Here is a 12,518-nt window from a genome sequence, read left to right as displayed (position 1 = left end):
CGCCTGTCGGCAACTGGTCGGCGGTCGTCTATCCGGTGACGACCGCCTCGTGCACCAGACGCTTGAGGTCCTGCCAGTACGGCCGGCTGGTCCTGTGTCGCACCTGGGTCATGAACTGCACTGTCAGATCACGGCCCGGGTCGACCCAGAACGTCGTCGTCGCCACTCCGCTCCAGCCGTACGTGCCGAGGCCGGCCGGGGCCAGGGTGCGCTCCGGGTCGATCACCACCGAGACCCCGAGGCCGAATCCAACACCCGCGTTGCCGGGTTCGTCGTGCGGTCGGGCGCCGAAGGTGCGCAGGTCGGCGTCGCCCGGCAGGTGGTTGGAGGTCATCAGGGCCACGGTGTCGGCCGACAGGATACGGACGCCGTCGAGTTCGCCGCCCCGGCGCAGCATCTCCATGAACCGGTGGTAGTCGTGAGCGCCGGCGACCAGACCGCCGCTGCCGGACAGGAACCGGGGGCGCCCCCTCAGCGGCAGGCCGGGGGTCGGCTCGATGCCACCGTCCTCCGTCTCCCCGTACAACTCGGCCAGCCGGTCCGCCTGTTCGTCGGTCACACAGAAACCGGCGTCCGTCATACCGAGCGGGCCGAGGACCCGGTCGGTGACGAACTCGTCCAGTGGCCGGCCGGACGCCACCTCGATGACCCGGCCCAGGACGTTGGTGGCGACCGAGTAGTTCCACTGGGTGCCCGGCTCGAACTGGAGCGGCAGACGCGCGTACACCGCGCAGGTCTCCGCCAGGGTCGAGCCCGGCACCACCGACGACTCCAGGTTGGCGGCGCGGTAGAGGGCGTCGACCGGGTGCGAGTGGTAGAAGGCGAAGGTGAGGCCCGCCGTGTGGGTCAGCAGATGCCGGAGCAGCAGGGGCTGGGCGGTCCGGGTGCTGAGGTCGCTGCCGGAACCGCTCACGTACACCTGCGGATCGGCGAACTCCGGCAGGAAACGGGAGACGGGGTCCGTGAGGGAGAGCCGGCCCTCCTCCAGGAGGATCAGCGCGGCCACCGAGGTGACCGGTTTGCTCATGGAGTAGATCCGCCACAGTGTGTCGGCCTCGACCGGCAGCCCGGCCGCCACATCGCGCCGGCCGTACGTGGTGAGGTGTGCGACGCGGCCGGCGCGGGCCACGGACACGAGGAAACCGGGCAGGTGTCCCTCGTCGACCACGTGGGCGAAGTGCTGGTCGAGGCGGTCCAGCGCCTTCGCGTCCAGTCCCGCCTCGCTCGGCTCGACCTCTTGTCGCAGCTGTGCCATCGTTCCCCTCCGGTCGTTCGAAGTGCCGTGCTGTCATACCCCGAAAGGATCACCGCAGGCCTACGACCCCCCATGGTGGCGCAGGGACCCGGCAGGCGTCGCCCTCCGCGCACCCATGTCCGGCAGTCGCAGTGCGGCCGGCACACCCACTAGGGCCGTACACACGAGCACGGGCAGCGCGGTCCGCAGCCCGTCGGCCGTGGTGGCGAGGGTCGCCGCCGTGGCCACCCCGAGGACCGGTCCGACGTTCATCGCGGTCTGCCGCAACCCGCCCGCGACCCCGGCGGACCCGACCGGGGCATGTCGTACGACGACGGCTGTCGCGGTCACCATCACGGTGCCGAAACCCGCTCCGAGCAGCAGGAATCCACCGCCCACCGGCACGGCTGCGGCCGCCCGGAACAGGACGGACACCCCGAGCGCGAGCAGGACCAGGCCTGCCGTGGTCGTCCGCCGAGCCCCGTACCGACGCAGCGGTACGCCGGCCCACGGAGCTCCCAGCACCATCGCGACGCCGCCGGGCAGCGCGGCCAGAGCGGTGCGCAGCGGGTCCATGCCCAGCTCACCCTGGAGCACGTGACCGGCCACGAAGAGTGTGCCGAACATCGCAGCCGACGCGAGCACGAGAATGCCCGGCGCGGCACCCACGACGGCCGATCCGAGCACGTCGGGCGGCAGCAGGGGGTCAGGGGTACGCCGTTCGTGGCGTGCGAGGACGGCTGATCGTCGCGCGAAGTCGTGGCGGTGGCCAACTACAGGAAAATAGAAAGCGGTTGGGATGTATTCGAAGGACTATGAGAGCCGGAGGCGGGCAACCGCCTCCGGAGTTGATCCACCCGCGCGCATCGCCGCGGCGATGCCGGCGGGCGCGTCTTCGCCACCGCTTCCTCGCCGAGCGGGTACGGCACCGTCCTCCACGCCCTTGACGCGGCGACGGGCAAGGACGCCTGGGCGCCCGTCGACCTCGGTGGTACCTACTGGTGGTCAGCGCTCGCCTACGGGGGCGGCCGACTCTACGCCCAGAACTACGACGGCGAGCTGACGGCGTTCAACCCGGCCAGTGGCAAGAAGCTCTGGACCGTCTCGCTGCCCGGGCAGTATTCCTTCACCTCGCCGCCCACTTTCGCCGGCGGCGTGGTGTACACGGGTGGCGCCGGCTCGGGCGGCACCCTGTACGCGGTGGACGCGGCCGGCGGTGCGGTGCTGTGGACCCGGCCGGTCGCGAACGGGGACAACAGCTCGCCCGCCGTCACGGCCAACGGGGTCTATGTCTCGTACGCCTGCGAGCAGACGTACGCCTTCGCCCCCAAGTCGGGCGACCCGCTCTGGCACCACGACACCGAGTGCTCCGGCGGCGGGGGCCGTACCCCTGTTGTCGCCGACGGCGGTGTCTGGGTTCGCGACGACGCCGGGATGACCCCCACGGTCCTCAACGCCGCCGACGGAAAGGTCCGCGGCACGTACCAGGCCGCGGGCTGGTCACCGGCACCGGCCTTCGACGGCCGCCAGGGCTACTTCGTCGACAACGGTGTCCTCCAGGAGCGGCACAGCCGCACGCTGGCCAGTCGCTGGAGCTTCGAGGGCGACGGCGAGATCAGTACGGCGCCGATCGTCGTCAACGGTTACGTCTACGTCGGCTCGCGGAGCGGTCGGCTGTGGGCGCTCAACGGCGCCACCGGTCAGTCCGTCTGGTCCACCGACGTCGGCGCGTCGATCGACGAGCCCGACGAGCACAACGTGTCCCAGCCGCTGACCGGTCTCGGTGCGGGCGGCGGGCTCGTGGTGGTTCCGGCCACCAGCCTGCTGGTCGCGTACGGGCAGTGAGCGGCGGGGTGGCGGCCGGATCCGGCGGTCACCCCTGGCCCCGGTTCCGAGGATTCCCCTCCGGCCCGGCCGTGACATCCCAGGTCCCCGACAGTCCGTCGCTGTCGGGGACCCGGGCGTGGCGGGGCTCAGGCCGACACGGTCTCGCGCTTCGCCGGGTTCTCCACGGCGCGTTCACCGAGTCGCTCGGTGGGCACCCGGTGTGTCTCGCGTGCCGTGATCGCGGCCAGCACCGGCGGGACGCACAGAGCGGCCGTGAACAGGGCGACGGAGGACCAGTCGTCCCCGTCCGGCCCGGCGATCTCCGCGGCGAAGGTGACCGCGAAACCGGCGACCGCGAAGCCGATCTGCGTGCCGATCGCCATGCCCGACAGCCGTACCCGGGTCGAGAACATCTCACCGTAGAAAGAGGGCCAGGTGCCGTTCGCGGCGCTGTAGACCACACCGAAGGTGACGATGCCGAGACCCATGATCAGCGGGTACGAGCCCGTGGAGATCGCCCAGAGGTAGAGGAACATCATGACCGCGCTGCCGGCGGCGCCGACCAGGAACACCGGACGGCGGCCGATGCGGTCGGACAGTGTGGCCCAGAGCGGGATCGCGGCCAGCGCGACCACATTGGCGAGCGCGGCCACCCACAGCATGGACGTGCGGTCCATGCCGACCGCGTCGCTGGTCGCGTACGCCAGCGCCCACACCGTGAAGATCGTGGAGACCGAGGCGACCAGCGCGCCCGCGACGACCCGCAGGACGTCCGCCCAGTGCTCACGCAGCAGGATCAGCAGCGGCAGCTTCACGACGCCCTCGGCGGCGGTCTGCTGGGCGAAGGCCGGAGTCTCCTCCAGCTTGCGGCGGATGACGTAGCCGACGACGGCGACCGCGATGCTCAGCCAGAACGGCACCCGCCAGCCCCAGGACAGGAGTTGGTCCTCGGGCATCGCGGCGATCGGGATGAAGACCAGCGTGGCGAGGAGCTGGCCGCCCTGGGTGCCGCTCAGGGTGAAGCTTGTGAAGAAGCCGCGCCTGCCCGGCGGGGCGTGTTCGAGCGTCATGGAGTTGGCGCTCGCCTGCTCACCGGCGGCCGAGATGCCCTGGAGGACGCGGCAGAGCACGAGCAGGACCGGGGCGAGGGTGCCGACCTGGTCGCGGGTGGGCAGACAGCCGATGAGGAACGTCGACAGACCCATCAGGATCAGCGTGAAGACCATGATCTTCTTACGGCCGACCCGGTCGCCGAAGTGACCGAGGAAGAGCGCCCCGACCGGTCGGGCGGCGTACGCGACCCCGAAGGTGGCCAGCGACAGCAGGGTCGCGGTGGCCGGGTCGGACTCGTCGAAGAAGACCTTGGGGAAGATCAGGGCGGCGGCACTGCCGTAGATGAAGAAGTCGTAGTACTCCAGGGCGCTGCCGATCCAGGCGGCCGTGGCGGCCTTCCTCGGCTGGCCGCCGGCTGGGGCGTCCAGGGGTGCTGCGGGGTCGCGGGGTGCGACGGAATCCGCCACGGCATGCTCCTTCGGGGGTACTCCACCCTGGGTGGAGTGAGCGGAGGGGGAGGGAGGGGGGAGGATGCCGGACCCCTGGGGTGACGGGACGGCTGTACCGGGAGCGACCCGGCTAATTAACCCACTGGGTAGTTAGTAGCGGTGGCTACGGATGTTGCGCCCACGTTTCCCGGGTGTCAAGAGGTCGCGGCGAAGGATCTTGCCCATCGCCGACCCCGCACGACGCCCCGCGGTCCTCGATCGGCCGCCACGAAGTCCCCGTGCGGCCCCGCGAAGTCCCCGTGCCGACCCCGCGTGGCCCTCGTCAGGCCGTACGGTCCGCCGTCAGATAGGCGATGACCATGTCGCCGAGCATCGCCCGGTAGTGCTCCCGCTGGTCCGGAGCCGTCAGGTCGCGGCCGAACAGGGCGCCGAAGGTGTGCCGGTTGGCCACCCGGAAGAAGCAGAAGGAGCTGATCATGGCGTGCAGGTCGACGGCGTCCACCTCGGCGGTGAAAAGGCCCGACGCGCGGCCGGACGCCAGGATCCGGCGGATCACCTCCAGCGCGGGCGAACCGATCTTCCCCAGCTGCTCGGAGGCGGCGATGTGCTCAGCCTCGTGGATGTTCTCGATGCTCACCAGGCGGATGAAGTCGGGGTGCGCCTCGTGGTGGTCGAAGGTGAGCTCCGCCAGCCGCCGGATCGCCGCGACCGGGTCCAGATGCTCGACGTCGAGGTCCTGTTCGGCCTGCCGGATCACGGAGTACGCGTGCTCCAGGACGGCTGTGAACAGCTGCTCCTTGCCGCCGAAGTAGTAGTAGATCATCCGCTTGGTGGTACGGGTGAGCGCGGCGATCTCGTCCACGCGGGCCCCCGCCAGGCCGGCCCGCGCGAACTCCTTGGTGGCCACGTCGAGAATCTCGGCCCTGGTCCTGGCGGCGTCGCGGATGCGCCCGCCTGCGTGTACCGGTTCTTCGGCGCTGGTCATCGGGTTCCTTCGGGCGAGGGGCCAGTCCCGTGATTCTAGAAGCACCGCCGAAGCACTCCCCGGGGCTTCCCCGCGGCCCTCCAGTGCTGATATAGCTAACGTACTAGTTCGTACATTAATTGTGAGCCGCAGCCGCACAGGAGGTCCGCCGTGGCCAAGGACTCGTTTCTCGTCGGGCTCATCGGCTCAGGCATCGGCCCGTCGCTGAGCCCCGCGCTGCACGAGCGGGAGGCCGACCGGCAGGGGCTGCGCTATCTGTACCGGCTGATCGACATCGAGACGCTGCGTGTCGAGGCACATGCGGTGGGCGATCTCGTACGGGCCGCCCGAGACCTCGGGTTCGACGGGCTGAACATCACGCATCCGTGCAAGCAGCTCGTCATCGAACACCTCGACGGCCTCGATCCGCAGGCCGAGGCGCTCGGCGCCGTCAACACCGTGGTCTTCGAGGACGGCCGCGCCGTCGGCCACAACACGGACGTGACCGGTTTCGCCGCGTCCTTCGCCCGCGGCCTGCCCGACGCTCCGCTGGACCGGGTCGTGCAGCTCGGGGCCGGTGGCGCGGGCGCGGCCGTCGCCCACGCCACCCTCACCCTCGGCGCCGGTCAGGTCACCGTCGTCGACGCGCTGCCCGAGCGGGCGGCTGATCTTGCGGCTTCGCTGAACCGGCATTTCGGTGCCGGGCGCGCGACCGCTGCCACCCCCGACCGGCTGGCGGGTCTGATCGGCGGGGCCGACGGCATCGTGCATGCGACGCCCACCGGGATGGCCGCGCATCCCGGGTTGCCCTTCCCGGCGGAGCTGCTGCGTCCCGGGCTCTGGGTTGCCGAGGTGGTGTACCGGCCGTTGGAGACGGAGCTGTTGCGCAAGGCCCGGTCGGTGGGCTGCGCCACTCTTGACGGGGGTGGGATGGCTGTGTTCCAGGCTGCGGATGCGTTTCGGCTCTTCACCGGGCGTGAGCCCGACTACGGGCGGATGCTGGCCGATATCGCGGAGTTGGCAGGGGCTGCGGAGAGCTCGGTGGGTTAGGCGGTCGGGCGGCTGAGGGCCGTGTGTGGTTGATCGCGCAGTTCCCCGCGCCCCTGACGGGGCGCCGCAGTCACCGGCGTCTTGAGGAGTGGTCCATTTGCGTACGTCCATCGCCACCGTGTCGCTCAGCGGCACCCTGACCGAGAAACTCACGGCCGCCTCCCGGGCCGGCTTCGACGGGGTCGAGATCTTCGAGAACGACCTGCTCGCCAGCCCCCTCACCCCCGAGGAGATCCGCGCCCGCTGCGCCGACCTCGGCCTCACCATCGACCTCTACCAGCCGATGCGCGACATCGAGGCCGTGCCCGACGACGAGTTCGCCCGCAACCTGCGCCGCGCCCGGCACAAGTTCGAGCTGATGCGCCGCCTCGGCACCGACACCGTCCTCGTCTGCTCCAGCGTCTCCCCGCTCGCCCTCGACGACGACGCCCTCGCCGCCGCCCAACTGGCCCGACTGGCGGACGTGGCCCAGCAGTTCGGCGTGCGCGTCGCCTACGAGGCGCTCGCGTGGGGACGGCACGTCAGTACGTACGACCACGCCTGGAGCATCGTCGAGGCGGCCGGCCACCCCGCGCTCGGCACCTGCCTCGACAGCTTCCACATTCTCTCCCGGGGGTCGGACCCGAAGGACCTCGAAGGCATCGAGGACATCCCCGGCGAGAAGATCTTCTTCCTCCAACTGGCCGACGCGCCCCTGCTCGCCATGGACGTGCTCCAGTGGAGCCGTCACTACCGCTGCTTCCCGGGACAGGGCGGCTTCGACATCGCGGGCCTCCTGCGACACGTCGTCCGGGCCGGATACGACGGTCCACTGTCCCTGGAAGTCTTCAACGACGTGTTCCGGCAGGCCGAGGCCGGACCCACCGCCGTCGACGCCCGCCGCTCACTCCTCGTCCTCCAGGAGAGCATCGGCCTCGCCCCGCTGCCCGAGCCCGTCGTCCCCACCGGGATCGCCTTCGCCGAACTCGTCACCTCCGACGCCGAACCGGTCGCGGGCGTCCTCGGCGCCCTCGGCCTCACCCGTACCGCCCGCCACCGCGGCAAACCCGTCGACCTCTGGGAACGCGGCGACATCCGCATCCTTGTCAACACGGGACCGTCCGACCTCCCCCACGCTCGGCTTCGCTCGCGCGGGGGGACCCCCATCGACGGCACCGGACTCACCGCCGTGGGCCTGGAGTCCCCGGACCCGGCAGGCGCCGCCCGCCGCGCCGAAGCCCTCCTCGCCCCGGTCCTGCCCCGCCGCCGCGCCCCCGAGGACGCCCCGCTCGACGCGGTGGCCGCCCCCGACGGCACCGCACTCTTCTTCTGTGCCACCGACCGACCCGAACTCCCCAACTGGCGGACCGACTTCGAGCCTCTGGACGCCGCCGAACCCGGCGTCGGCCGCATCGACCATCTGGCCCTCACCCAGCCCTGGCACCACTTCGACGAGGCCGCCCTCTTCCACCGCAGCGTGCTCGGGCTGCACGGCCAGGAGAGCGTCGACGTCGCCGACCCGTACGGGCTCTTCCGCAGCCGGGCCGTCACCAACGCCGACGGCACTGTACGTATCGCGCTCGCCGTCGGCCCCGCGCCCACAGACAACGGAACCCGCGCCCAGCACATCGCGCTCGCCACGGACGACGTGGTCACCGCCGCCCGGCGCTTCCGGGCGGCAGGCGGGAGACTCCTCCCGATCCCCGCGAACTACTACGACGACCTCGCGGCCCGATACCGTTTCACCGAGGGCGAGTTGGCGACCTACCGCGATCTCGGCATCCTCTACGACCGTGACGCGCAGGGCGAGTTCAGGCACTGCTACACGCACACGGTGGGCCGCGTCTTCTTCGAACTGGTCCAGCGCGACGGCGGCTACCAGGGCTACGGCGCCCAGAACGCCCCGGTGCGCCTCGCCGCACAGCACGTACAACACCCGCTTCGGTAGATGGAGTTGTTCCGATCCGCTACTGCCGGGTGACGCTCCTGCTCACACCGGCGATGACGGTGGTGGCCAGGATCCAGCCGGTCAGGATGAGGACGTACGACAGGTACTGGTACCCGCCCACAGGTGTGAAGGCCTCCTCCTGGCCGAAGGAGATCACCGGGAGCAGCAGATCGAGGGTGTAGAAGACCGGGTTGAACTGCGGTGCCTCGTCGGCCTTGAGCGGTTGCGGGTGGTGCAGGGCATACGCGATCGAGCCGGCCGCCAGCAGCGACAGCAGCCAGACGGCGGCGCGCAGCGGGCGGAAGCCGTAGCCGACGGTGAGGTCCTGGAGGTGGCCCCACACCCGGCCGAGCCAGGGCAGGGTGGTCCGGTGGCGACGCAGCTTGGCTAGCTGGACCCGGCGGGCCGCGGCCTCGTCGCCGACATGGCGGTAGGCGGCGGCCAACTGCTCGTAGGCGTACGGGACATAGCCGTCGCCGTCGCGTTCCAGCAGGGGCAGACGGCGGTGGGCCGGCTCCTGCGGATTGAGCGCCGTGTAGGTGAGGTTGTTGAACAGCACCTCGCCCGGTGCGACCTCCGACTCGAAGCCCAGTACGTCGATCCGGGAGCGGCGCAGATGCAGCCTGCCCTCGATCGGCTCGCACCGGTACAGCCACAACTCCCCGATGACGCAACTGCTGGCCCGCAGCGCCGTACCGCCGGGGTTGGACAGCCGCGCCCCCGTGAAGTCGAGAGAGCCCGCGATCCGGGAGCCGCGCAGATCGACGCCTCCCTGGGTGCGGAGATTCCGCGCCCGTACGTCGGACCGCACTTCGAGGGACCGGGCGCACAGGGCGTGCCCGCCGGGGTTGCCGAGATCGGCGTCGTCCAGGCTGATCGACCCTCCCACCGTGGCCCCGTCGAGCCGTATCTCACCCCGCACCCGCAGTCCGGGTGCGGCGAAGCCGTCGCCGAGCACCGCCTGATGGAGCTGGAGCACCGGTACGGAAGGGTCGGACGTGGTGACTTCGGTTCCGTCCATGAAGAGCGCGCCCGCGATCTCCGCGCCGGCCAGCCACACCGTCCCCCGCACCCGGCAGTCGGTCATGCGCAGTGGACCGTCGATCCGCGTACTCGCGAGGTTGATCGAGGGGAGCACCGAGCCGCGCAGATTCAGCTGGCGCAGCCGGGTGCCGTAGAGGTCGGGCGACTCGTCGAAGTGGCAGTGCCGCAGATGGAGCGGGTGGTCAACCACCGCGTACGCGAGCTTCAGTTGCCCTGTGATGAGGGCACCCGACAGGCGGAGCCTGGGGATCTCACCGTCCTCGTGCGCGGTGTCGAGCAGCAGGGCCCGCAGCACGGAGGCGCGTATCGTCCGCTCCGGTCCCCAGGCGGGGCCGATGTCCGGGTTGTCGGCCCCGGCGTCGCCCTCGCGGAAGTCCACGGTCTCGCCCCTGGGGAAGGCGCCACGCACTCGCTCCTCGGCCGCCGTCAGATCGGTGATCTCCATCGGAGCGACTCTGACGCGCACCGGACACACATGTCAATCGGGTCCGGGGACAAAGCCCCGGACCCGATCGTCACTTCAGTCGCCCCAACCACAACAAGCGGCTCAACTCGGCGCCTGCCAACGGGTGTTCCACTCCGCGATCACCGGGCGGTCGTGCTCCGTGGAGAGCCTGCTGACCGTGCCCGTCGCGAGCTGGAACAGCCGTCCGGCGGCGGCCGGCAGCCCGAGATAACGGGCCGTCAGCACGCGCAGGAAGTGTCCGTGGGCCACCAGAACCACGTCCCCCTCCGCGAGCGCGTCAGTGATGTGGTTCAGGGCGCGGTCCGCGCGTCTGCCCACCTCCTCGGGCGACTCACCCGGGTGCCCGTCCGGACCGGGCGCCACCCCGTCCGTGAACAGGAACCAGTCGGGCCGCGTGCGCTGGATCTCGGCGGTCGTCACACCCTCGTACCCGCCGTACTCCCACTCGCGCAGGTCCGGATCGGTCAACGCCCCGGACAGGCCCGCGAGTTCGGCGGTGCGGACCGCGCGGGTGAGAGGACTGGTCAGCACTCGGGCGAAGGTCCGTCCGGCGAGGAGCGGGACGAGGGACTCGGCCTGTTCCTCGCCGTGCGCGGTGAGGGGCAGGTCGGTCCAGCTGGTGTGCTGTCCCGACGCGCTCCACTCCGTCTCGCCGTGGCGGACCAGCAGAAGGTCACCCACGGTTTCCTACTCCTTGGACTCGACGGCGTGACCGCCGAACTGGTTGCGCAGCGCCGCGATCATCTTCATCTGCGGGGAGTCGTCCTGCCGGGACGCGAACCGGGCGAAGAGGGAGGCCGTGATCGCGGGCAGCGGCACCGAGTTGTCGACGGCTGCCTCGACCGTCCACCGGCCCTCGCCGGAGTCCTGCGCGAAACCGCGCAGCCGCTCCAGGTGCTCGTCCTCGTCGAGGGCGTTGACCGCCAGGTCGAGGAGCCAGGAGCGGATGACCGTGCCGTCCTGCCAGGACCGGAAGACCTCGCGCACGTCGGTGACGGAGTCGACCTTCTCAAGGAGCTCCCAGCCCTCGGCGTAGGCCTGCATCATGGCGTACTCGATGCCGTTGTGGACCATCTTCGAGAAGTGCCCGGCGCCCACCTTGCCCGCGTGGACATAGCCGTAGGGGCCCTCGGGCTTCAGCGCCTCGAAGATCGGGTGGAGCCGCTCGACGTGCTCCTTGTCGCCGCCGACCATCAGGGCGTAGCCGTTCTGCAGCCCCCACACGCCGCCGGAGACACCCGCGTCGACGAAACCGATGCCCTTGGTGCCCAGTTCCTCGGCGTGCTTCTCGTCGTCCGTCCAGCGGGAGTTGCCGCCGTCGACGACCGTGTCACCGGCGGACAGCAGGCCGCCGAGTTCGTCGACGACCGACTGGGTGGCCGCGCCGGCCGGGACCATCGACCAGACCACACGCGGCGCTTCGAGCTGCTCGACCAGTTCGGCGAGGCTGCTCACGTCGGAGACGTCGGGGTTGCGGTCGTAGCCGATGACGGTGTGGCCGGCGCGGCGGATGCGCTCGCGCATGTTGCCGCCCATCTTGCCGAGACCGATCAGACCAATCTGCATGTCAGTTCACTTCCTGAGCGTCACGAAGAGTGCGGTACGTGGCCACGAGGGCGGTGGTGGAGGAGTCGAGGCCGGGGACGTCCGCCCCGGTGGTGAGTGCGGGCTCGATGCGCTTGGCGAGGACCTTGCCCAGCTCGACGCCCCACTGGTCGAAGGAGTCGATGTTCCAGACGGCGCCCTGGACGAACACCTTGTGTTCGTAGAGCGCGATCAGCTGCCCGAGGACGGAGGGGGTCAGCTCGCGGGCGAGGACGGTGGTCGTCGGGTGGTTGCCCTGGAACGTCTTGTGCGCGACCAACTCATCCGGCACCCCCTCGGCCCGTACCTCCTCCGGCGTCTTGCCGAAGGCCAGCGCCTGCGTCTGCGCGAAGAAGTTGGCCATCAACAGGTCGTGCTGCCCCTTGAGTTCGTCACTCAGCTCGGCGACCGGCTCGGCGAAGCCGATGAAGTCCGCCGGAATGACCTTCGTCCCCTGATGGATCAACTGGTAGTACGCGTGCTGCCCGTTCGTCCCCGGCGTGCCCCACACCACCGGCCCGGTCTCCCACTCCACCGGCTGCCCGTCACGGTCGACGGACTTGCCGTTGGACTCCATGTCCAACTGCTGCAGATACGCCGTGAACTTCGACAGATAATGCGAGTACGGCAGCACCGCATGCGACTGCGCACCGAAGAAGTTCCCGTACCAGATCCCCAACAGGCCCAGCAGCAGCGGCGCGTTGGCCTCCGCCGGTGCCATGCGGAAGTGGTCGTCGACCAGCGCGAACCCGTCCAGCATCTCCCTGAACCGCTCCGGACCGATCGCGATCATCAACGACAGCCCGATCGCCGAGTCGAAGGAGTACCGGCCGCCGACCCAGTCCCAGAACTCGAACATGTTCGCCGTGTCGATCCCGAAGCCGGCGACCTTCCCCTCGTTCGTCGACAGCGCCACGAAA

Annotated in this window: 10 protein-coding genes and 1 pseudogene; 3 read left to right on the top strand and 8 right to left on the bottom strand. The window is 70.4% G+C overall.

The window, feature by feature from the left end; translation table 11 throughout:
* Positions 1-28 precede the first annotated feature (28 nt).
* A complete protein-coding gene (locus PV734_RS06430; protein WP_319094781.1) occupies positions 29-1,255 on the bottom strand; it encodes a serine hydrolase domain-containing protein in 1,227 nt (408 codons plus the stop codon).
* Between the two features lie 60 nt (positions 1,256-1,315).
* A complete protein-coding gene (locus PV734_RS06425) occupies positions 1,316-1,903 on the bottom strand; it encodes an MFS transporter (RefSeq protein WP_415924160.1) in 588 nt (195 codons plus the stop codon).
* A 270-nt stretch (positions 1,904-2,173) separates the two neighbouring features.
* Between PV734_RS06425 and PV734_RS06420 the strand changes: the two are divergent.
* A pseudogene (locus PV734_RS06420) lies at positions 2,174-3,079 on the top strand (PQQ-binding-like beta-propeller repeat protein); the annotation flags it as partial.
* A 128-nt stretch (positions 3,080-3,207) separates the two neighbouring features.
* On the opposite strand, the gene PV734_RS06415 reads toward PV734_RS06420, so the two are convergent.
* Complete coding sequence (locus tag PV734_RS06415) at positions 3,208-4,581, bottom strand: MFS transporter (protein WP_319288907.1); 1,374 nt, start codon at positions 4,579-4,581, stop codon at positions 3,208-3,210.
* A gap of 304 nt (positions 4,582-4,885) precedes the next feature.
* Positions 4,886-5,548, bottom strand: coding sequence for a TetR family transcriptional regulator (locus PV734_RS06410; RefSeq protein ID WP_319288906.1), 663 nt, complete (start codon positions 5,546-5,548; stop codon positions 4,886-4,888).
* Between the two features lie 150 nt (positions 5,549-5,698).
* Here PV734_RS06410 and PV734_RS06405 point away from each other — a divergent pair, with 150 nt between their 5' ends.
* Together PV734_RS06405 and PV734_RS06400 are read left to right on the top strand one after the other, a co-directional pair.
* Positions 5,699-6,577, top strand: coding sequence for a shikimate dehydrogenase (locus PV734_RS06405; RefSeq protein ID WP_319094784.1), 879 nt, complete (start codon positions 5,699-5,701; stop codon positions 6,575-6,577).
* A gap of 97 nt (positions 6,578-6,674) precedes the next feature.
* Positions 6,675-8,504, top strand: coding sequence for a bifunctional sugar phosphate isomerase/epimerase/4-hydroxyphenylpyruvate dioxygenase family protein (locus PV734_RS06400; RefSeq protein ID WP_319288905.1), 1,830 nt, complete (start codon positions 6,675-6,677; stop codon positions 8,502-8,504).
* 19 nt (positions 8,505-8,523) lie between these two features.
* On the opposite strand, the gene PV734_RS06395 is transcribed toward PV734_RS06400, so the two are convergent.
* From PV734_RS06395 to pgi, 4 genes are all read right to left on the bottom strand, one after another.
* A complete protein-coding gene (locus PV734_RS06395) occupies positions 8,524-9,993 on the bottom strand; it encodes a membrane-associated oxidoreductase (protein ID WP_319288904.1) in 1,470 nt (489 codons plus the stop codon).
* A gap of 102 nt (positions 9,994-10,095) precedes the next feature.
* Positions 10,096-10,695: a histidine phosphatase family protein gene (locus PV734_RS06390; RefSeq protein ID WP_319288903.1), complete on the bottom strand. Its 600-nt coding sequence runs from the start codon at positions 10,693-10,695 to the stop codon at positions 10,096-10,098.
* A 6-nt stretch (positions 10,696-10,701) separates the two neighbouring features.
* Positions 10,702-11,580, bottom strand: a complete 879-nt coding sequence (gene gnd / locus PV734_RS06385) for a phosphogluconate dehydrogenase (NAD(+)-dependent, decarboxylating) (protein ID WP_319094788.1) — start codon at positions 11,578-11,580, stop codon at positions 10,702-10,704.
* Between the two features lies 1 nt (position 11,581).
* A partial coding sequence (gene pgi / locus PV734_RS06380; RefSeq protein WP_319288902.1) for a glucose-6-phosphate isomerase occupies positions 11,582-12,518 on the bottom strand: 937 nt, incomplete at its 5' end.

Source organism: Streptomyces sp. AK08-02 (genome assembly GCF_033795085.1).
Classification (GTDB): domain Bacteria; phylum Actinomycetota; class Actinomycetes; order Streptomycetales; family Streptomycetaceae; genus Streptomyces; species Streptomyces echiniscabiei.
This window is presented reverse-complemented; position numbering and strand designations above follow the sequence as displayed.